General features: G+C 68.4%; 18 protein-coding genes and 1 pseudogene. 13 read left to right on the top strand and 6 right to left on the bottom strand.

The genetic code is table 11. The features are described 5' to 3' along the window. The first annotated feature begins 322 nt into the window (after positions 1-322). Positions 323-733: a hypothetical protein gene (locus tag SYV04_RS39105; RefSeq protein ID WP_321551173.1), complete on the top strand. Its 411-nt coding sequence runs from the start codon at positions 323-325 to the stop codon at positions 731-733. Positions 734-735: 2 nt separating this feature from the next. On the opposite strand, the gene SYV04_RS43665 is transcribed toward SYV04_RS39105, so the two are convergent. Continuing rightward, positions 736-930 carry a hypothetical protein gene (locus SYV04_RS43665; RefSeq protein ID WP_340371389.1) on the bottom strand — a complete coding sequence of 65 codons (195 nt, stop codon included), beginning with the start codon at positions 928-930 and terminating at the stop codon, positions 736-738. 18 nt (positions 931-948) lie between these two features. Continuing rightward, positions 949-1,314, bottom strand: a pseudogene (locus SYV04_RS43660) (peptide-methionine (S)-S-oxide reductase MsrA); the annotation flags it as partial. A gap of 269 nt (positions 1,315-1,583) precedes the next feature. Here SYV04_RS43660 and SYV04_RS39095 point away from each other — a divergent pair. The 5 genes from SYV04_RS39095 to sitI6 are packed head-to-tail and all read left to right on the top strand — an operon-like array spanning position 1,584 to position 6,865. Beyond that, a complete protein-coding gene (locus SYV04_RS39095) occupies positions 1,584-3,272 on the top strand; it encodes a flavin monoamine oxidase family protein (RefSeq protein ID WP_321551172.1) in 1,689 nt (562 codons plus the stop codon). Positions 3,273-3,317: 45 nt separating this feature from the next. After that, positions 3,318-4,049, top strand: coding sequence for a glutathione S-transferase family protein (locus SYV04_RS39090; protein WP_321551171.1), 732 nt, complete (start codon positions 3,318-3,320; stop codon positions 4,047-4,049). Positions 4,050-4,068: 19 nt separating this feature from the next. Beyond that, complete coding sequence (locus SYV04_RS39085; protein ID WP_321551170.1) at positions 4,069-5,403, top strand: cytochrome P450; 1,335 nt, start codon at positions 4,069-4,071, stop codon at positions 5,401-5,403. A gap of 10 nt (positions 5,404-5,413) precedes the next feature. Next, complete coding sequence (sitA6, locus tag SYV04_RS39080) at positions 5,414-6,145, top strand: SitA6 family polymorphic toxin lipoprotein (protein WP_321551169.1); 732 nt, start codon at positions 5,414-5,416, stop codon at positions 6,143-6,145. Positions 6,146-6,154: 9 nt separating this feature from the next. Then, the gene (sitI6, locus tag SYV04_RS39075; protein ID WP_321551168.1) at positions 6,155-6,865 is read left to right on the top strand and encodes a SitI6 family double-CXXCG motif immunity protein; all 711 of its coding nucleotides are present in this window, start codon (positions 6,155-6,157) and stop codon (positions 6,863-6,865) included. Here the strand turns inward: sitI6 and SYV04_RS39070 are convergent. Next, a complete protein-coding gene (locus SYV04_RS39070) occupies positions 6,857-8,230 on the bottom strand; it encodes an alanine/glycine:cation symporter family protein (protein WP_321551167.1) in 1,374 nt (457 codons plus the stop codon). The genes sitI6 and SYV04_RS39070 overlap by 9 nt on opposite strands. Before the next feature lie 62 nt (positions 8,231-8,292). Between SYV04_RS39070 and SYV04_RS39065 the strand changes: the two genes are divergently transcribed. Beyond that, positions 8,293-9,543: a DmpA family aminopeptidase gene (locus tag SYV04_RS39065; protein WP_321551166.1), complete on the top strand. Its 1,251-nt coding sequence runs from the start codon at positions 8,293-8,295 to the stop codon at positions 9,541-9,543. On the opposite strand, the gene SYV04_RS39060 is transcribed toward SYV04_RS39065, so the two are convergent. After that, the gene (locus SYV04_RS39060) at positions 9,530-10,237 is read right to left on the bottom strand and encodes a DNA alkylation repair protein (protein ID WP_321551165.1); all 708 of its coding nucleotides are present in this window, start codon (positions 10,235-10,237) and stop codon (positions 9,530-9,532) included. The two genes, SYV04_RS39065 and SYV04_RS39060, sit on opposite strands and share 14 nt — an antisense overlap. Before the next feature lie 88 nt (positions 10,238-10,325). On the opposite strand from SYV04_RS39060, the gene SYV04_RS39055 reads away from it, so the two are divergent. From SYV04_RS39055 to SYV04_RS39045, 3 genes are read left to right on the top strand one after another with little or no spacing between them, the layout of a single operon-like run. Continuing rightward, entirely contained in the window at positions 10,326-12,098 is a 1,773-nt protein-coding gene (locus SYV04_RS39055) for a family 43 glycosylhydrolase (protein ID WP_321551164.1), read from the top strand. 24 nt (positions 12,099-12,122) lie between these two features. Continuing rightward, on the top strand, positions 12,123-12,809 hold the full coding sequence (locus tag SYV04_RS39050) for a CpXC domain-containing protein (protein WP_321551163.1): 687 nt from the start codon (positions 12,123-12,125) through the stop codon (positions 12,807-12,809). Positions 12,810-12,862: 53 nt separating this feature from the next. Further along, the gene (locus tag SYV04_RS39045; RefSeq protein WP_321551162.1) at positions 12,863-13,234 is read left to right on the top strand and encodes a VOC family protein; all 372 of its coding nucleotides are present in this window, start codon (positions 12,863-12,865) and stop codon (positions 13,232-13,234) included. On the opposite strand, the gene SYV04_RS39040 is transcribed toward SYV04_RS39045, so the two are convergent. Next, on the bottom strand, positions 13,218-14,450 hold the full coding sequence (locus SYV04_RS39040) for an alpha/beta hydrolase-fold protein (protein WP_321551161.1): 1,233 nt from the start codon (positions 14,448-14,450) through the stop codon (positions 13,218-13,220). The two genes, SYV04_RS39045 and SYV04_RS39040, sit on opposite strands and share 17 nt — an antisense overlap. 64 nt (positions 14,451-14,514) lie before the next feature. Between SYV04_RS39040 and SYV04_RS39035 the strand changes: the two genes are divergently transcribed. Then, positions 14,515-14,721: a hypothetical protein gene (locus tag SYV04_RS39035; protein ID WP_321551160.1), complete on the top strand. Its 207-nt coding sequence runs from the start codon at positions 14,515-14,517 to the stop codon at positions 14,719-14,721. 47 nt (positions 14,722-14,768) lie between these two features. On the opposite strand, the gene SYV04_RS39030 is transcribed toward SYV04_RS39035, so the two are convergent. Then, entirely contained in the window at positions 14,769-16,274 is a 1,506-nt protein-coding gene (locus SYV04_RS39030) for a cyclic nucleotide-binding domain-containing protein (protein WP_321551159.1), read from the bottom strand. A 228-nt stretch (positions 16,275-16,502) separates the two neighbouring features. On the opposite strand from SYV04_RS39030, the gene SYV04_RS39025 reads away from it, so the two are divergent. Next, positions 16,503-17,126: an EF-hand domain-containing protein gene (locus SYV04_RS39025; protein WP_321551158.1), complete on the top strand. Its 624-nt coding sequence runs from the start codon at positions 16,503-16,505 to the stop codon at positions 17,124-17,126. A gap of 45 nt (positions 17,127-17,171) precedes the next feature. Next, positions 17,172-19,508 (top strand): GMC oxidoreductase, encoded by a 2,337-nt coding sequence (locus SYV04_RS39020; RefSeq protein ID WP_321551157.1) that lies wholly within the window; start codon positions 17,172-17,174, stop codon positions 19,506-19,508.

The raw sequence follows: 19,508 nt of genomic DNA, 5'->3' as shown, positions 1-19,508 counted from the left end.
ACCCGAGGTGCCGGGGGGCTGGATCATGGCGCGAGCGTGGCTCCGACGGAGGCTCGCCGGCCTGCTCGCCTGCTGGGTCAGCCAAGGGAGCCGTCTCCGCCGTCGAGAGGGGCCCTCCGGTTGAGTGAGACTGGAGTAATCCGTGTCGCGCGGAACTCGAGCACCGAGAGTCGGGGTTTGACGCATTGAGCAAATAGGCAGGCTCATGGCTCTCCCTGGCTCGGCCTTCTTTCACGCGGAGCGCTGCCAGCGTCCGAACGCATGTCCGCCCAGGAAGGGCTGATCCTATAGTGCGGGCCTTCCCACACCAGGAGGGCGCAGCTTGGGTCTTGCAGAGAAGCGTGCCGTCGCGGCCTATCAGAAGGATAAGTTTCCGGGCTGGAAGCAGAAGCTGAACGAGATCTCCGGAATCGAGCTGGAGCTGGACATCGCCTGGGATCAGCTCGCCAAGGAGGGCTACTCGGCCGAGTACGGCAACATGTTCGACTACAACTTCTTCCAGCCGTTGGAAGGGGCGCTGAAGTCGATCTGTCAGGATGATCTGGGGCGCGACGCGCTCAAGGCGAAGATCAAGAAGGTGCAGATCACCAGCACCCGGAGCTGGTGCTCCCTGGAGGCGAAGGTAAACGGCGACACGCTGCATGTCGACGCGGACCCGTCCTACGAGCGCAGCGACGGCAGCGTGACCGACTACACCAAGCGGATCACCACCGTCCTCGAGGCCGTGCTGTAGGCTCAGCGCCGCCGACGTGACAGGGCCGCCGCGGCAAGCTCCCGAAGCCGCTTGCCGCCGGCCGCTGATAACCCGAAGCGATCGAACTCCGCCTCCATTGCTTCCAGCGTGCCGTGGCCGCTGACGTAGGCGTTGAGGCGGGCCGCCACGGTGGAGTCGGTGAACTGCTGCTCCCCGTAGCCGCTGAACTCACGCACCAGCTCCGCATGCCGGCGGAGGTAGTACTTCTGGTGGTAGTCCTCGGCCCGGTAGAAGGTGGACAGCGGGAGGACGGGCGTGCGCAGCGTCACGGTCTTTCCCGCCAGGTGCCGCCGCCCCGTCTCCAGCGCCAGTGCCCACTGCTCCTTGTTGGCGTGGAACACGGCGGCCATGTACTGGCGGCTGTAGGGCCTCTCGGAGGGGTCATGCTCTCGCCAGAAGAGCTCCAGCAGCTTCTCGTACGAGATGCGGCGCGGGTCGTAGTCGATCTGCAGAGACTCCGTGTGGTCCCCGAGGCGCTCGTAGGTGGGGTTCGGCTGTGCGCCGCCGGTGTAGCCGACGCGTGTGCGGAGGACTCCAGGTAGACACCCGAACCGGGCGTCAGGGCCCCAGAATCAACCCAACGAGAAGGTGGCGGTCTCCACGAGCGTGGGGGCCTCGGCATCCAGGGGCAGGGCTGGCGTCATGATGCTTCCTCCACGTGCCTGTACGGGTGAATCCGGGGAGAGGTTACCCCTCTTCCCGAGAGACTTCCTCCAGGGCATGTTCGTCAAGCAACGGTTCCGGAGCGTGCGCTCCGTGGGTCGATATCGTGCCCCAAGGCCGGGGAGCAGCCTGTAAATTCATCACACCCCCCACAGCGAGGAACTGGATGGCCCGAACCCACCTGATGAACCTTGTCCTGCGCGCGCTTCGCACGGCACGAAAGGCTTCCGCCGCGGGAGTGTCGGTCTCGGAGTACGCGGCGAGGCAACAGGGGCGCGCCCAGTTCGATCGGCGCACCTTCCTTCACCTCACTGGGGGAATGGCGGGAGCGGCGGCGCTCACCGCATGTGGCGAGGATCCCGAGATGGAGAGCGTGGCCATCGTCGGAGGCGGCATGGCGGGCCTGCACTGCGCCTACCGGCTCCAGCAGTTGGGCGTCACGGCGCGCATCTACGAGGCGTCGACGCGCACGGGGGGGCGGATGTTCTCCGCGCGCGGCGTCTTCCCCGAGGGCCAGCACTGCGAGCTGGGCGGTGAGTTCATCGACACCGGCCACGAGACGATGCACGACCTGGCGCAGGAGCTGGAGATCGAGCTGCTGGACTACAACCAGGACGCTCCGGAGCTGGCCCGACTGGTGGCCTACTTCGACGGACACCGGCTCAGTGAGGAGGAGATTCTGAACGGCTTCGGCCCCATCGCCGAGCGCATCGACGTGGCGCTGGGGGCGTTGGCGGATCCCGAGGAGTACGTCACCTATCGGACGCCCAACGGCGCCGAGGCGCTGGATCAGCTCTCGCTGAGCGCATGGATGGATGGCGAGGGCATCCCCGCGACGAACCCCGTGCGGCGGCTCATCGAGCTGGCCTACGTGGGCGAGTTCGGGCTGGACGCGGATGAGTGCAACTGCCTCAACCTGCTGACCTTCATCTCCACGGACGCCACCCGCCTGGAGCTCTTCGGCGAGTCCGACGAGCGCTTCCACGCGAAGGAGGGCAATGACACCTTCACCCAGCGGCTCGCCGAGCGCCTGGAGCCGGGGCAGATCCAGCTCGAGCACCGGCTGGAGTCGCTCCATGCGCTGTCCGACGGCCGTTACCGGCTGAGCTTCTCCAGCCCGGGGGGCACCCGGGAGGTGAAGGCGGAGCATGTGGTGCTCGCGCTGCCCTTCACGCTGCTGCGGCAGGTGGACGTTCGGGTGGAATTGCCCGCGGCGAAGCGCAAGGCCATCGCGGAGCTGGGCTACGGGACGAACGCGAAGCTGATGGTGGGCTTCTCCTCGCGCCCGTGGCGTGCGGCGCCGCACCTCTCCGAGGGCAGCACCTACTCGGACACGGGCTACATGCAGACGTGGGAGACGAGCCGCCTGCAGCCGGGCAGCGCGGGCATCCTCACCCAGTACACGGGAGGCCAGAAGGGCCTGGCGCTGGGCGAGGGCACGCCGGAGCAGCAGGCCGCCGCGTTCCTCGAGGGCTTCGAGGCGGTGTTTCCCGGAGTGAAGGCCGCTGCCAATGGCCGTGTAGCGCGCATGCACTGGCCCAGCCACCCGCTGACGCTCGGCAGCTACTCGGCCTACAAAGTGGGGCAGTTCACGACGATCGCGGGCGCGGAGATCGAGCGGGTGGGCAACCTGCACTTCTGCGGCGAGCACACGAGCCTGGACGCCCAGGGGTACATGGAGGGCGCGGCGCTCACCGGAGCGATGGCGGCCACCGAGGTGGCGGAGGATCTCGGCCTGGCGGAGGAGGCGCGGCTGGGGCCGGGGGCGCGCATCCTGGCGCGAGCGCGCGCGGCGCGGGTGCATGGCCGGTGGTTGGACGCGGTCCGCCGTTCAGTCCGGCGTCGCGCGGGGTAAGGGCTTCCGGCTATCCTCCCGGGAAGCTCGCCGTGGGAGGAAGCAATGCTCCGTCTGGTACAGATCGAGGGTGCCTGGGGGCTGCCCAACATCAGTCCCGCGTGCATGAAGCTCGAGACGTGGCTGCGCATGGCGGGGGTGCCGTACACGGTGGCCCCGCTGGACATGACGCAGGCGCCCAAGGGGAAGATCCCCTATGTCATCGAGGAGGACGGCACGCTCCTCGGAGACTCGACCTTCATCATCGAGCACCTGAAGGCCACGCGCGGGGTGGATCCGGACGCGGGGCTGACGGCCGAGCAGCGCGCCATCACGGTGGCGTTCCGGCGCATGCTCAAGGAGAACTTCTACTGGGTCATCATCCACGAGCGGTACAAGGATGAGCGCAACTGGCCTCCGTACCGGGAGGTGCTCGCGGAGCGGTTGCACTTCCTGCCCGAGGAGCAGCGGGTGCCTGCCGCGGACGCGTACCGCAAGCTGCTGGTGGATCAACTCCAGGGCCAGGGCCTGGGTCGGCACACGCCCGAGGAGGTCTACCGGATTGGAAGGGAGGACCTTGGGGCGGTCTCGGACTTCCTGGGCGCCAAGGCCTTCTTCCTGGGGGAGCGGCCGAGCACGGTGGACGCGACGGTGTATGCCTATGTGTCGAGCATGATCGACATGGGGTTGCCCAGCCCTGTAAAGGATTTCGGCCGCTCGCGCGAAAACCTGGTGCGCTACTGCCAGCGGATGCGCGAGCGCTACTTCCCCGAGCTGGCCGCAGCGGCTCGGCGCTAGTCCACCACGAGGTGCATCCATGCCCGCGCAACTCCGAGGGCCCCGGTTCCCGCCGCTGCAAACGCTGCACTTCATGAAGGACACTGCGGGCTTCTTCCGCGAGTGTGCCGAGCGCTACGGAGATCCGTTTATCGCCAAGCTGCCCATGGGCACCATCGCGGTGACGGGAGATCCGGAGGGACTGCGGGAGATCTTCTCCGCGGATCCAGCGGTGTTCGAGCCGTTGTCCCGCGTGGTGCTGGAGCCGGTGGTGGGTGCGAACTCGCTGCTGCTGTTGGGAGGCGAGCGCCACCGGCGGGAGCGGCGGCTGTTGATGCCACCGTTCCACGGCGAGCGGATGCGCGCGTATGGCGAGCTGATGCGGAAGAGCGTCCTGCAGGCCACGGAGGGGCTGCGCCCGGGAGAGCCGCTGGTGGCGCTGCGGATGACGCAGACGCTCTCGCTGGAGATCATCATCCGCGCCGTGTTCGGCGTGGAGGAGCCGGAGCGGGTGCGGCGGTTTGGCGAGGCGATCGCGGCCTACATGGAGTCCTACACGCCGCTGCTGATGTTGATGGTGCCGATGCGGCGCGCGTTCGGAGGCATGGGGCCTTGGGCTCGCTTCCAGCGGAACACCCAGGCGTTGGACGCGCTGCTGACGGAGCAGATCGCCCGGCGGCGCGCGGACAGCCAGAACGGGCAGGACATCCTCGCGCTGCTGTTGTCGGCGCGGGACGAGGAAGGCCAGCCGCTGTCGGATCGGGAGCTGAAGGACGAGCTGCTCACCATGTTGATCGCGGGCCACGAGACGACGGCGATCGGCATGGCGTGGGCGCTGTACTGGTTGTTGCGAACGCCCGAGGCGAAGCAGCGGCTGGACGAGGAGCTGGGGGCGCTGGGGACGGACCCGGAGCCGGAGGCGCTGTCGCGGCTGCCCTACCTGTCGGCGGTGTGTGACGAGACGCTGCGGTTGTTCCCGGTGGTGGCGCTGGTGTCGCGCAAGCTCCTGTCGCCGCTCGTGGTGAAGGGGCACGAACTGCCGGCGGGCATGGGGATCATGGCGGCAATCACCCTGGCCCATTCGAATCCGACGGTCTTCCCGGAGCCGGGGCGCTTCCGGCCGGAGCGGTTCCTGGAGCGCAAGTACTCGCCATTCGAGTACCTGCCCTTTGGAGGAGGCGCGCGGCGGTGCCTGGGAGCGGCGTTCGCGCTCTTCGAGATGAAGGTGGTGCTGGGCACGCTGCTGTCGGCGCACCGCTTCTCGCTGGCACACGATCGGCCGATCCGGCCAGTGCGCCGCAACGTAACAATGGCCCCGGAGGACGGCGTGCCGCTGCTCTATGAGGGACGGCAAACGCTCAAGAAGGCGGCGTAAGGGGAGGGCCATGAGCAACCCCCTGCGCGGGTGGGCATGGCTGCTGCTGAGCGCCGTGCTGACGGCGTGCGCGGCCACGCCTTCACTGCTGTACGGAGAAGAGGGGGGCTGCGAGTCCTCGGCGGAGGCGGTCCTCTTCGAGGAGGTATGCGAAGAGAACGGGAGCCTGCTGGCGCTATGCGCTGGCGAGCAGTGTGGCGTGTACCGCTGTCGCGAGGTGGTTGAGCACCCACGGGTCGGCCAGGTGGTGCGCACGCGAGGCGTGTGGGCGACAAGGCCTCCCCGCGGAGAAGCGCAGCGGTACTGGGGCAGTGCGCAGTCTCCACCCGGCAAGAATCAGCCGGTCTTCGTCATCCCATGGAAGGCGCAGCCCGCGCTGCCAGCGGGCGAGGTGCAGGCGCTGGCAGAGGTGGAGGCGCAGCGGTGCGAGCCCTACGAGCGGCACCACATCTTTCCGCAGGCGGAGGATCTCAAGCGGTGGTTCGTGCGAAAGGGCATCGATATTCACCAGTGGACGCTGGTGTTGAAAGTGGAGGAGCACCGACGCATCCATCGGGGCGCGAACGGTGGGCCATGGAACGAAGCGTGGCGCCGGTACACGAGGGCCAATGACGGGGCGACGAAACAGGAGATCGAACTCCACGCTGGGCAGCTCATCTACGAGTTCAACCTGTACGGCATCGTTGTGCCATACCGGTGCCAACTGAAGCGGTTGCCTTCAAACCTGCTCGACAGTGATTGAGTGAGGCACATGAGGTTCTACTGGGTCGATGAGGCGCGTGTTCGGCGTTACTCCTACGACGCTGCGAACAAGTGGGGGCTGCCAGGGGTGCATTGCCCTGTGTGTGACGCCATCTGGTCTTCTGGCTCGGAGCGCTACCCCTCGGTGGACCTGTCCCAACTGCCCGAGCGGGATAAGTACCTGGCGAGGCTGGAAGAGGACTATGCGGAGTTCGAGCGACTGCGCGAGCAGGTGCGTCCGCTGGCGCCCCCTGGTGTCCCCCTCCGGCCTGGAGCCCTTTTGGGCCCGCTGGTGGGTAAGGCCCAAGGCGAGTTCTGCCCGCTGGTGATGGAGTACTGCTGGGCGCTGTTGATGAAGCGCGAGGCGCTGGAGCGCCTGCAATCCGAAGGTCTGCAAGGACTGAAGGGCTGCCGCACCGAACTGCGCTATCGACGGAAGGACCCACCCGAGTTGTTGGAGATGGAGTTGCTGCCCCGGGGACGGGTGCATCCGGACTGCTTGCCCGCCGATCGGCCTGCTCCGTGCGTGAAGTGTGGCCGCGTGGCGTGGAAGCTCCCGGACGAGCCCATCCTGGAGGCGACCTCCCTTCCTCAGGACCTGGACTTGTTTCGGATGAGCGACTTCATGCAGATGATCGTCGGCAGCGAGCGCTTCGTGGAGACAGCGCGGCGCCTGGGCTACGAGCAGGACATCGTCTTCCGAGAGCTGCCCCTACGCTGAGGGCTCACCCCGGTCCACGGCCGCCGAGGGCTGCGCCTTCGCGTGCTTACGCAGGGCCGCCACCACCACACCCGTGAGCCCAAGCAGTCCCACCAGGTTGGGGAAGATCTGCAACCCGTTCATCAGGTCACCCCAGGCCCACACGGTCTCGGGTTTGCCCACGGCGCCGAAGTAGATGAGGCCGCAGTACACCCAGCGGTAGGGCTTGGCCACCTTCGTGCCCAAGATGTACTCGAGGAACTGCTCGCCGTAGTACGCCCAGCCGATCAGCGTGGTGTAGCCGAACAGGAACGAGCAGAAGGCCACCACCCAGCCGCCCACGGTGGGCAGCGCGGTATTGAACGCCGAGGCCACCAGCGCCGTGCTCGTCAGCCCCGAGCGCCACACCCCACTTACCAGCACCGTGAGCGCGCTGATGGAGGAGGTGACGAAGGAGACGATGAACACCTCCATGACCGCGTTGAGCCCCTGCTGCACCGGCTGCTCGCTGCGCGCGCTGCCATAGGCCACCGCTGCCGTGCCGTACCCGGCCTCGTTGGCGTAGATGCCCCGGGCGATGCCGTAGCGCATGGCGACCATGATTCCCACGCCCGCGGCGCCGCCTCCAGCCGCCTCCAGCGAGAAGGCCTCGCGGAAGATGAGGGAGAACACCGCGGGCACCTCCGCCGCGTGGAACAGGATGACCCACAGCCCGCCGGCCAGGTACAGCCCCACCTTCAGCGGAGCCAGCTTCTCGGCCACGCGGCCGATGGAGCGCACCCCGCCGATGATGACGAGCCAGGCGAGCACGGCGATGCCAACGCCCGAGGCCCACGTGGGAATGCGGAACTGACTCTCCAGCACCACGGCCATGGAGTTGGGCTGGGTGAAGGGCGTGGTGGTGAGGGCCGCCACGCCAGCCACCAGCGCATAGATCCACGCCAGGCGCGGCGCCCGGAGCCCGTCGCGCAGGTAGTGCATGGGCCCGGCCGACACGTGCCCGTTGGGCAAAATCTTCCGGTAGCGGATGCCCAGCACGGCCTCGGTGAGCTTGATGACGGTGGCGAAGAACCCGTAGCACCAGATCCAGAACACGGCGCCCGGCCCACCGGACACCACGGCGGTGGCCACACCGGCGATGTTGCCCGTGCCGATGGAGGCTCCCAGCGCCGTCATGAAGGCCTGGAAGGGGGAGAGGGCTCCCTTCGCGCCCTCCTGCTGCGCGGGGATGAGGGTCCGCGCCGCCTCGGGGAAGCGGGTCACCTGGACGAAGCGGTAGCGGAACGTCAGGAACAGGCCCGCTCCCAGGAGGAGGGCCATCGTCCAAGGACCCCAGACGAAGTCACTGGCCCAGAAGATGGCTTTGCGAATGGACTCGGGGAGCATACGGGGCGCGCACCCTATCACCGTGCTTCGCTCCAAAGCGTGCGCCTGTTAGGAGGTTCCCCATGAGACCGTGCCGGACGTTGCTCCTCCCGCTCCTCGTGCTCTGCCTGCTGGGGCTGTCCCGCGAGGGCGCCGCCCAGAACGCGCCCGCGAAGCCTCGGGCCCGGGACCTTGGAATCCCCCTCGGGGGACAGCCGGGGCCGTTGGATGCCATCACCGACGTGCCGGGCGTCGAGGTGGGCCACACCACGGTGATCTCCGGCCAGGGCAAGCTCGTGGTGGGCAAGGGCCCGGCGCGCACGGGAGTCACCGCCGTGTGGCCCCGAGGCAAGGCCTCGGCCGCGCCCGTCTTCGCGGCGAAGTACGCGCTCAATGGCAACGGGGAGATGACGGGCTCGCATTGGCTGGACGAGTCGGGCTTCCTCTACGGCCCGGTGATGCTGACCAACACCTTCAGCGTGGGCACGGTGCATCAATCCGTCATCGCCTGGGCGGTGAAGCGCGGGCTCTCGTGGGACTTCGGCCTGCCGGTGGTGGCGGAGACGTACGACGGCATCCTGAACGACGTGGAGGGCTTCCACGTCAAACCCGAGCACGTCTTCCGCGCGATGGACGGCGCCAGCAAGGGCCCGGTCGCGGAGGGCGGGGTGGGAGGCGGGACGGGGATGATGTGCCACGGCTTCAAGGGCGGTATCGGCACGGCCTCGCGCAAGCTCTCCGAGGCGCAAGGCGGCTACACGGTCGGAGTGCTCGTGCAGTGCAACTACGGCAAGCGCCACCAACTCACCGTGGCGGGCGTGCCGGTGGGCGAGGAGATCTCGGACCTCCAGGCCTGTACGACGAGCGACCAGCCGCCCTCCAACCCGCTCATCACCCGCATGCCCAAATGTACGCCGAAGGGAGCCTCCAAGGCGTCCTTCCCCGAGGGCTCGGGTTCAATCATCGTCGTGGTCGCCACCGATGCGCCGCTGCTGTCGCACCAACTGGAGCGAATCGCCCGGCGGGTGCCCCTGGGCATCTCGAGGATGGGAGGGCTGGGAGAGGACTCCTCGGGAGACATCTTCCTGGCCTTCTCGACGCAGACCACGCTGGCGGCGGAGGCCCCGGTCTCGACGGTCTCCATGCTCGCCAACGACCGGATGAACCCGCTCTTCGAGGCCACCGTGCAGGCCACGCAGGAGGCCATCCTCAACGCCATGCTCGCCGCGGAGACGATGACGGGAGCGGATGGAATTCGAGTCTTCGCGATGCCGCAGGACCGATTGATGGAGGCCCTGAAGAAGTACGGCCGCAAGCCCGCTACCGCGCCATGAAGTCCTGGCGGCGCTGAGGCGGCAGGCGTTCCAGGGCGTAGCGCAGCATGGTGCGCGGCATCCTCTGGGCATGGCGCTCCAGGAAGGACTCCAGCGCGGTCAGGTCCTTCTGGCCCACCTCGCGCAGCATCCACCCGACGGCCTTGTGGATCAGGTCGTGCGGGTCATCCAGGAGGCGCTCGGCGAGCACCAGCGTCTCCTGGAGATCTCTCCGCCGGATGAACGCCTGGGTGGTGATGATGGCGATGCGCCGCCGCCACAGCGAGGGAGAGCCGGCGAACGTGTGGAGCATGGGCCGAAGCTCCGGGTGTTCGATCAGGTGCGCCCCGATGAGCTTGGGAGCCACCAGGTCCACGAGGTCCCAGTTGTTCAGCTGCTTCAGGTGCTTGCGGCAGAAGGCGAAGAGGCGCGCGCGGGTGGGCGCCTCGGCGGCCTGGAACTGCTCGATGAGGATGAGGAAGCCGGTGAAGCGGTGCTCGTGGATGGGGCTGCGCACCAGCGCCTCGAGCTCGGCCAGGGGCATGTCCCGGTGGCGCTTGGCGATGCGGCGCTGGAGGGGAACAGTCACCCCGAGGAAGCGGTCCCCCTCGGCGTACTCCCCGGGGCCTGTCTTGAAGAACCGGGGAAGGAAGGCGGCCTTCTCGGGATCGGCGGCCTGGGCCAGCTCCCGCATGACGGTGTCGGAGGGATGCATTCTAAATTAGTTTTCCTGTGAAAAGCTGGAAATCAAGGCCATGCCCGGTGTACGAGCCAATCTACACTCCAAGGCTTTGAGAGGGACCATGCATCCCAGACTTCCATCGACACTCGCCTCGTTCATCGCCCTCGCGGCGCTCCTCGGTTGTGCCGGCATGGAGGACGACAGCCCCGAGCCCACTCCCAGCGGCGCTGCGGTGTCCTCCGAGCTGGCGGCGGCCGCGGTATGTACTGGCGTCACCTGTGGCGGACATGGCGTCTGTAAGGACAACGCCGGCAGCCCGGTCTGCGTCTGTGACGAGGGCTTCCAGGGTGCTTCCTGCACCACGCGTGGCGCCAACTTCTACGCGCGCTCGCTGTTGGTGGGGGGGCTGGCCGACCCCGACGTCCACAAGGAACACGATGACCTGTTCTTCCTCACCGGCACGGGAGACGCGTGGTCCATCCCCCTCTACGAGAGCAGCGACCTCACGAGCTTCCACTACAAGCGCGGCTACAACCCCTCCTCGGCCGATCCCACCTACGACTACTGCATGGTCTGGGCGCCGGACCTGGGCAAGTTCAACGGCCTCTACCAGCTCTACTTCTCGGCCCAGAGGGTCCCCAACGGTGCGGCGTGCCCGGCTTCCGGCCAGGACGTGACGACCTTCGTGGCCACGGCGTCCGACCTGAACCTCAACTTCGGTGCGCCCCAGCCGATCAACCCGAACACGACCTATCCGCGCACCACCATCGGCTCGGCCTGTACGGCGCAGGGCTGCAACCGCAACATCCGCATCGACTCGGCCACCTTCAATGACACCTCGGGCCGCTGGCTCTTCTATGTGTGGTTCGACCGGGGCAACAACATCTCCTCGTTCAACACGGCGGCGCCCGGCACGGTCTACAACCACGCGGGCCCGGCGCTCTACGCCCTCCCTGGCCACGAGGAGGGCATCAACGAGGCCCCCGAGCTCTTCAAGCGCAATGGCATCTACTACCTGCTCTTCAGCACGGGCTGGTTCAACAGCCAGTACGCGATGAACTACATCATGGCGGACTCCGTGACCCAGCTCACCCGGGCGCGTGCGGTGCGGCCGCTCTCGCAGGCGATGCGCAATGCGTCCGGGGCGTTGATCCAGAGCCATGGCCACAACGTGGTGGTGGATCGCCGAGGCGAGTACTTCAACATCTTCCACGTGGGGGCCTTCGAGCCCGCGGGGAACTTCACCTCGCGCAGCACGTACAAGCAGCGCATCGCCTTCAAGCCCGACGGCGCGATGCACTCGCTCAACCAGGTCTCGGTCCGGTGGACCCGGCTGAGCGGGTACAGCTACTCGCTCGATCTCGTCCTGCGCGATGGCTCGGTGGTGGGCCCGTGCATCTACACGGGCCTCATCGGAACGGCGAACAAGACCCAGTTCAACGGCGTGTGCCCAAGCGCGGGCAGCCGCATGGTGAACAAGGGAGACATCGCCGCCTTCCGCATCTTCTATTCGAACAACGGTACGTGGGGACCGTTCGTCGAGACGGCCTACGATGGGGTCTCCGACGATGTCTTCCTGCAGCTCCCCGGGGGCACCACGCCCTTCGTGGACCTGAGCTGGAGCGAGGAGGAGACGGGCGCCCAGTACTCCATCGACGTGCAGCGGCGCGACACCGGCGCGTGGATTGGCCCGTGCATCGGCGTCAACTCCGTCAACCGCAGCCTCTCCTGGAGCTACAGCGGGCGCTGCGACACGCCGGGGATCAACGTGCCCATCTCCAACATCAGCACCTTCCGCATCTGCTCGGCGGTGGGAGGCGACTGGGCCCACGCGCGCTGCGGTGCCACCGCCTACGACGGCAAGAGCATGCACGTGCCCATCGTCATCCCCTGAGCCCCACCCCAGAAAGGACGCTCCGTGTCCCTGTTCAACCCGACCGACCTGAACTGCCCGAGCTGCGACCGCTCCTTTTCCTTCGAGCTGTGCGCCAGCGTCAACGCGGACCGGCGGCCCGACCTGCGCCAGGCCATCCTCGATGAGACCTTCCAGCGAGCAACGTGTCCGCACTGCCAGGGCACCGTCCGCATGGAGCCGAGGCTCAGCTACCTGGACGTGGGACGCGGCCAGTGGATGGCGGCCTTTCCGCGTAACAAGGTCGACGACTGGAAGGCCCTGGAAGCCAGCGCCCTCGACAGCTTCAACAGGGCATTTGGGGCGGGTGCCAGCGCCGCCGAGCGCGAACTGGGCGACGCCCTGAAGGCGCGCGTCGTCTTCAGCTGGGAGGCCTTGCGCGAGAAGCTCCTGGCCTTTGACGCGGGGCTGGACGATGTGGCGTTGGAGGAGCTCAAGCTGCTGCTGCTGCGCGACATGCAGGAGCCGCCGCTGCCCCTGGGCGCCGAGCTGCGGCTCACCGGCGTGGCGTCGGATACGGGAGATTTGGACTTCACCGTGCTGGACCGTCAGGGCCAGTCGTTGGAGAGCCTCACCGTGCCCCGCGATCTGCTCGCGGAGGTGACGGGCGACCCCGAGGGATGGGCCGAACTCACCCGCTCGCTCCAGGCAGGACCCTTCGTGGATGTGCAGCGGCTGAGCCGCGGCCAGTGAACGCACGTGGCCGGGCTCTGGCCTTCATCGCCGCCCTTCGTTAGAGAGCAGGCATGGCGATCGATGCGGGGATGATGTCTTTCGTGAAGCTGTTGGTCTCGGACGCCGAGCGCTCGGCGCGGTTCTACGAGGGGCTGGGCTTCGAGCGGGTGCAGGCGGAGCCGCCCTTCATCCACCTGCGGTGGGGCGAGAGCGCGGACGTCTATCTGGTCTCCGTGCCAACGGGGGCGGGGCTGGAGGGCCGGCGGGGCCTTGGCGTGCTGGTGGGGTTTCGGGCGGGAGAAGGGGGCATCAACGCGGTGGCCTCCCGAGCGCTGGCGCAGGGGGTGGACGTGGAAGGGCCCACCAGCCAGCCCTGGCACACGCGGGAGATCGTCCTCACGGATCCGGACGGCTACCGGCTGAACTTCATCGAGCCGGCGTAGCGGGAGCGGGGTAGAGGAACTGGAGGATGTCGTCGAAGCGCTCGGCCCAGGCGCTCTCGGTGTGGAAGGCGCCGGGGATCTCCACATAGTGGAGGTCCTTGCCGGCGACCCAGCCCTGGGCCACCAGGGCATCGCGCAGCAAGCGGGTGTCGTCCACGGTCTCCTGGCTGCCGCGTGACTCCTCGGTGCCAATGTCCACCCAGACGCGGGAGGACGGCTTCTTCTTGAGCGCCTTCACGCGGGAGACGATGTCCCGGTTGCCCCAGAACACGGAGGGCGACACCACGCCCAGGCGGCGGAAGGTGTTCGGGTACTTGAGGCCCAGGTGCAGGGTGACGAGGCCCCCGAGCGAGGAGCCCGCGAGCCCCGTGTCGCTGGCGCCCTTCCGGGTGCGGAACGTCTTGTCGATGAGGGGCTTGAGCTCCTCGACGAGGAAGCGCCCGTAGGCATCCGCGTTGCCGCCGCCGAGGTGGGCGAACTCGCCGGTGTCCTGGACCTGGGTGTACTCGGAGAAGCGGTCCTCGGTGTTGTAGACGCCGACGATGATGAGGGGCTCGACGGTGCCGGACTGCACGAGCTGCTGGGCCGTCTCATCCACGCGCCACTCGCCGGAGAACGAGGTGGCGGAGTCCATGAGGTTCTGCCCGTCGTGCATGTAGAGCACGGGGTAGCGGCGCTTGGGGTTGGCGTCATAGTCGGGAGGCAGCCAGACGATGACGTCGCGCTTGCGAGGCAGGTGGCGGGAGGCCACGTCGCGCAGGTAGCGAACGTTGCCGGCCACGGTGTGCGGAGGCAGGGGGCTGGAAGAGTCGGCCCACCGGGCGACGGTGAGGGAGACGCGCTCGGAGCGGGTGCCGACGCGCAGGGTGCGGTTGGAGGTCTCCTCGCCGGAGGTGCTCTTCTCCACGGTGTTCCAAGAGCCGCGAGTCACCTTGAACTCGAGCGCGGTGCCCGAGGGCAGGGAGAGGCTCGTGGTGTAGCGCCCGTCCGGAGCGCGCGTCAGCTTCAGGCCCGAGCCGTTCCACTGGCCGAGCGCGGCATGGTTGCCGGAGATCCACACATCCGCGTTGACGGGAGTGTCGGTGGGAACGGCCACCTCGAAGGTGAGCTGAGGGTCCTTGGCCAGCGCGGGTGGGGTGGGGCCGCTGCCACAGACGCCGAAGCCCACGGCCAGCCACAGGAGAAGCGCCACTCGGAACGCGCGTCGCTCGGTCATGTGCGCAGCATAGTATGCTCTGCCCACGCCTCGACGAGGGGCGCACTTCCGGGAGGAGCTCGAGATGAAGAAGAAGCTGATCACCGCGACCGTTTTTCTGTTCGGCCTGGGCCTGGGTGGAGCGTCGGCCAACGCCTCCAGCCTCAGCGCGGAAGCCAACGTTCCCAGCATCACTCCTGAGATGGCTCAGTGCGTCTACGACTGTAAGGCCGCTGGCGGGAGCCACGATGTGTGTTGGGCCTGCTGCGTGCGGAACATCTGCATTGATTAGGGATTGAGCGAGCGCTGTACCTCCCCAGCGCGCAGGGGCCGTGAAGCTCAGGCCGCCTGCGCTGGGGAAGCCTCGCGGGGCAGCGTGGCCTCGCGAGGCAGCAGGACGACGCGAGCGGACTCCTGGGCCACCACGCGCAGCGGGCGCTCGACCTCCAGCAGCAGCCCGCCCTGGGGAGCCATGAGCGGCGCCGCGTGGGCGAACTCCACCGCGCCCGACAGCACCAGCAGGTGCGAGCCCGGCTCCACCGTGAGCACCTGGTGCGGCGCCAGCTCGCGGTGCTCTCCCTGACGCAGCCACGCCTGACGCCCCTGGCGGCCCAGTTGCCCGTAGCGCGCCGTGCCGCGCACCAGCGACTCGAAGCGGCGCTCGGCGAACGTCTGCCACACGCCCTGGCACAGGCCCACGTTGCCCTCCAGCAGCGGCACCAGCGCCTCGCGAGGAATGCGCACCAGCGTCGAAGCCGTGGCGGTGCGGATGGAGGCCGAGCGGCGCTCCCCCGCCAGCATGGCGATCTCTCCGAACACCGCCCCGCTGCCCATCTCGTTCACCACCTGCTCCTCGCGGCCCTCCAGCGCGTAGGCGGCGCCCCGGGCCAGCAGGTACAGCTCGTTGCTGGTGTCACCCTCGCGGAAGACGTACTGCCCGGCGGGCATGTCGAGGATCTGCGCCCGCGCGGCCACCGCCTTCAGCGTGCCCTCATCGAAGTGGGCAAAGAGCGGGGCGGCCTTCAGCTGTCGAACGATCTCCGAGCGCAGCATGCGCGCGCCCATCGGCAGCCGTCGCGCGAGGGACACCGCGGCCTGCACCGGCTGGCGCAGCTTGCGCTCACCCATCACGCGGATGAGGTGGAGGATGTTGGCCGCCGTCGCCGGCACCACCGTCACCAGCCCGTGCCCCTCGACGTAGCCGGGGTTGGCGTCGATGAAGAAGCGGGCGGCGGGCTTGTCGCAGTGCCGCCAGTACTCGCGCTCCGCCTCTGTCTCGCGCGTCTGCCAGCCCACCTGACGCACCAGCGGGTTGGCCGGGTCCACCCGCTCCAGGCCGAACTCATTGGCCAGCCCATCCATGAAGGAGCTCAACTCCGGAGGCGTCTGTGCCTCGCGACGTGGCCACACCTCGCCGCAGTACTTGGCGAACATCGAGTAGCTGGAGGGGTGTACCAGCGAGCCCAGGTAGAACGCCTTCCGGCCCGGGTGCCGCAGCAGGTAGCGCAGCGCCAGCGTCAGCCCGAAGCGCACGTTTACGTTGCTGCCCCGGTACTCGCGCAGCGAGCCCGCCTCCGCCCGGAACACGGCGGTGAGCGCCCCGTTGAGCCGCCGCTCGAAGATGTGGAAGGCGAAGTAGCCGACGATCTCCTGGGCCTCGTTCTTGTGGACCTGGATCCAGGTGTGCTCGGCCTTCGACAGCACCACGTACCTGGCGAAGGACTCCCGCTCCACCCCGTCGAAGATCTGCTGGTGGACGGCGTAGAGCGCGTCGATGAGCTGCTCGCGGGCCTCGGCGGAGAGGGCCTTCGGGGTGATGATCTCGGTGCTCGCGATGCGGGACATGGGCGGGGCTCCTTCGTTCCTCGCCCCAACCCTTGTGCAAGGGGGTTGCCACCTCCGCGCGGGGCGCCAAAGGCTCATTTCCCAAGGGTTTCCGAGGGGAAGGGAAGGGGCCCGCGTCAACCCGGGACGCGCTCGCTTACGGACCGGAAGCGGCCGCCAGCGCCAATTCCCTGACGTGTTGGGCGCCGGACAGATACGATGCCCCCACACCGTTGGGAGGGGATCACGATGGCCAAGAAGAAGCCGGCCCGTAAGGCCGCTGCCGCGAAGAAGAAGCCTGCGAAGCGCACCACCACCGCCAAGAAGGCGGCTCGGAAGCCCGCCGCGAAGTCACCCCGGAAGGCCGCCAAGAAGGCCGCGGGGAAGCCGGCGCGCAAGGCCGCCGCGAAGCCCGCGCGCAAGGCTGCCGCGAAGCCTGCCCGGAAGGCAGCCGGGAAGCCGGCTCGCAAGGCCGCCCCCCCGGCACGCAAGAGCGCCTCCCGCCCCAAGGCGAAGAAGAAAGCCAGCCCCAAGGCCGCGCCGGCTTCGAGCGAGACGGGCGCCTCCTTCAGCCCCGAGGTCGATCGGCCCCTGGTCGTGGAGACGACCTCCGCCGGGACCCAGGCGCTCGCACCCGAGCATGCGGCTGTGGATGATCTGACCAGCTCCGGCAACGAGCTGCTCGACATCTTCCAGAAGTACGACCGCAACCGCACGGGCTCCATCGAGGCGCCCGAGTTCGCTCGGCTCCTGGAGGCGCTCGGGCAGAACGTGACGGACGAAGAGCTTCAGATCGCGCTCGACATCATCGACACCGAGCGCACCGGGAAGATCTCCTGGAAGCAGTTCAAGAACTGGTGGACGAGCCGCTAGAGGCGGCAGCGAACAATGCGACGGCTGGCTTCTTCTCTGGACAGGTTGAGTGGGCATTGGCCCGTGGTGGTGGTGGGCTCCGGCTACGGAGGCGCCATCACCGCCTCGCGGCTGGCCCGTGCGGGTCAGAAGGTCTGTGTGCTGGAGCGCGGCAAGGAGCGGATGCCGGGAGAGTTCCCCCGGAACAACTCCCAGCTCCTGCGCGACACGCAGATGACCGGGCCCGGGGGCTCGATGCTGGGCAAGCTCCGGGTGGGCTCTCCCACGGGGCTGCTCTCGCTCCACATGCTGGGGGATCTGGCTGTCGTCACCGGCTGTGGGCTGGGAGGCACCTCGCTGATCAACGCCAGCGTGGTGCTGCCTCCGGAGCGCCGCGTCCTCGATGACGAGAGCTGGCCCAGGGGTTTCCGCGAGGACCTCGACGGCCTGCTCGAGGACGGCTTCTCCCACGCCCAGCGGATGCTGTCGCCGCAGCCCTACCCGCAGCGGCACCCGAGGCTGCGCAAGATGGACGCGCTGGAGCGCTCGGCGACGCTCACGGGCGGCCGCTTCTACCGCCCGCCCCTGGCCATCTCCTTCCAGGAGGGGCTCAACGCCGCGGGCCTGCGGCAGCGGGCCTGTACGCTGTGCGGCGACTGCGCCACCGGCTGCAACGAGGGCGCGAAGAACACCGTGCAGATGAACTACCTGCCGGACGCGCAGCTGCACGGCGCGGAGTTGTTCACCCATGTGGCCGTACACCACGTGGAGCGCGGCGCGAACAACTGGCGCGTGTACTACCGGCTGGTGGGCGTGGGGCGGGAGCTGTTCGACGCGCCGCTGCAGTTCCTCACCGCCGACCACGTGGTCCTCGCGGCGGGGACGCTGGGCTCCACGGAGCTCCTCCTGCGCTCGCGGGCGGCGGGGCTGTCGCTGTCGCCGGAGCTGGGCCGGCACTTCTCCGGCAACGGGGACGTGATGTCGTTCGGGTACAACCTGGACGTGCCGGTGAACGCGGTGGGGTACGGGGAGCACCGGGAGAAGAACCACGAGCCGGTGGGCCCGAGCATCACCGGCATCATCGACAAGCGCGACGCGCCGTACCTCGACGAGGGCATGGTGATTGAAGAGGGCGCGGTGCCGGCCGCGCTGGCGGGCTACCTGCCCGCGCTGTTCGCGGCGGTGGCGCCGCTGATCGGCGAGGACACGGACGAGGGCTTCGTGGACGGGGTGACCGAGCAGGCCCGCGTGGCGGAGAGCCTGGTGCGCGGGCCCTACCACGGCGCCGTCCACAACACGCAGACGCTGTTCGCCATGACGCACGACGAGGGCGACGGAGAGCTGAAGCTGGACGGAGACTCCCTGCGCGCGGTGTGGCCCGGCGTGGGCCGCCAGGAGAGCTTCCTGCGCGCGGAGAGCAAGCTGCGCAAGGCGACCGAGGCGCTCGGGGGCACCTTCGTGCGCAACCCGGTGGGTGCGCGGCTGCTGGACAACGCCATCCTCGTCACCCACCCGCTCGGCGGCTGTGTCATGGGAGAGGACGCCACGCAGGGCGTGGTGGACCACGAGGGTCGGGTCTTCTCGGGCGAGGAGGGCACGGCGGTCCACGAGGGCCTGTACGTGTGCGACGGCTCCGTGATTCCGCGCTCGCTGGGCATCAACCCGCTGCTCACCATCTCCGCGGTCTCCGAGCGCTTCGCGGCGCTGTTCGCGCGACGGCACGGCTGGCGCATCGACTACACGCCGCTGCCCGAGGTGCTGCCGGCGCCCGCGCCGCGCCTGGGCCTGCGCTTCACCGAGACGCTGAAGGGCACCATCTCTCCCTCGGTACACCTTGACTACGGGCAGGCCGCCCACCCGGATCTGCCCGGGGCCTCTTCGCTGCGCTTCATCGTCACCGTCATGGTGGAGGACCTCCGGGCGATGCTCGTCGACCCCACGCACCCCATGGGGCTCACCGGGTGTGTGCAGGCGCCCGCCCTGTCCGCCAACCCGCTGACGATTACGCGCGGGGTGTTGCACGTGCTGGTGCCGGACCCGGAGCGGCCCGACTACAAGCAGCTGCGCTACAAGATGCACCTGCTGTCGGACACGGGCGAGCGCTTCTTCCTGGAGGGGTTCAAGAAGCTGACCGACGACCCCGGCATCGACTTCTGGGAGGACACCACCACGCTCTTCGTCACGGTGCGGCGGGGCGAGGGCCCCGAGGGGGCGCTGGCCTACAAGGGCGTGCTGCGCATCTCCGTGGAGGACTTCGCCCGGCAGGTGTCCACCTTCCGGGTAACGCACGCGGCCAACGTGCAGGAGCAGCTCGAGGCGGTGGGTCGCTTTGGACGCTTCTTCCTGGGCGGGCTGTTCGAGCTGTACTTCAAGCCCTCCGCGTACGAGGAGGAGGCGGCGTAG

Source organism: Hyalangium ruber (genome assembly GCF_034259325.1).
In the GTDB taxonomy this organism is placed as follows: Bacteria; Myxococcota; Myxococcia; order Myxococcales; family Myxococcaceae; genus Hyalangium_A; species Hyalangium_A rubrum.
This window is presented reverse-complemented; position numbering and strand designations above follow the sequence as displayed.

Coding starts and splice junctions, on each gene's coding strand:
- SYV04_RS39095 (WP_321551172.1), top strand. CDS start 1,584: ATGGCCCGAACCCACCTGATGAACCTTGTCCTGCGCGCGCTTCGCACG.
- SYV04_RS39090 (WP_321551171.1), top strand. CDS start 3,318: ATGCTCCGTCTGGTACAGATCGAGGGTGCCTGGGGGCTGCCCAACATC.
- SYV04_RS39085 (WP_321551170.1), top strand. CDS start 4,069: ATGCCCGCGCAACTCCGAGGGCCCCGGTTCCCGCCGCTGCAAACGCTG.
- sitA6 (WP_321551169.1), top strand. CDS start 5,414: ATGAGCAACCCCCTGCGCGGGTGGGCATGGCTGCTGCTGAGCGCCGTG.
- sitI6 (WP_321551168.1), top strand. CDS start 6,155: ATGAGGTTCTACTGGGTCGATGAGGCGCGTGTTCGGCGTTACTCCTAC.
- SYV04_RS39070 (WP_321551167.1), bottom strand. CDS start 8,230: ATGCTCCCCGAGTCCATTCGCAAAGCCATCTTCTGGGCCAGTGACTTC.
- SYV04_RS39065 (WP_321551166.1), top strand. CDS start 8,293: ATGAGACCGTGCCGGACGTTGCTCCTCCCGCTCCTCGTGCTCTGCCTG.
- SYV04_RS39060 (WP_321551165.1), bottom strand. CDS start 10,237: ATGCATCCCTCCGACACCGTCATGCGGGAGCTGGCCCAGGCCGCCGAT.
- SYV04_RS39055 (WP_321551164.1), top strand. CDS start 10,326: ATGCATCCCAGACTTCCATCGACACTCGCCTCGTTCATCGCCCTCGCG.
- SYV04_RS39045 (WP_321551162.1), top strand. CDS start 12,863: ATGGCGATCGATGCGGGGATGATGTCTTTCGTGAAGCTGTTGGTCTCG.
- SYV04_RS39040 (WP_321551161.1), bottom strand. CDS start 14,450: ATGACCGAGCGACGCGCGTTCCGAGTGGCGCTTCTCCTGTGGCTGGCC.
- SYV04_RS39035 (WP_321551160.1), top strand. CDS start 14,515: ATGAAGAAGAAGCTGATCACCGCGACCGTTTTTCTGTTCGGCCTGGGC.
- SYV04_RS39030 (WP_321551159.1), bottom strand. CDS start 16,274: ATGTCCCGCATCGCGAGCACCGAGATCATCACCCCGAAGGCCCTCTCC.
- SYV04_RS39025 (WP_321551158.1), top strand. CDS start 16,503: ATGGCCAAGAAGAAGCCGGCCCGTAAGGCCGCTGCCGCGAAGAAGAAG.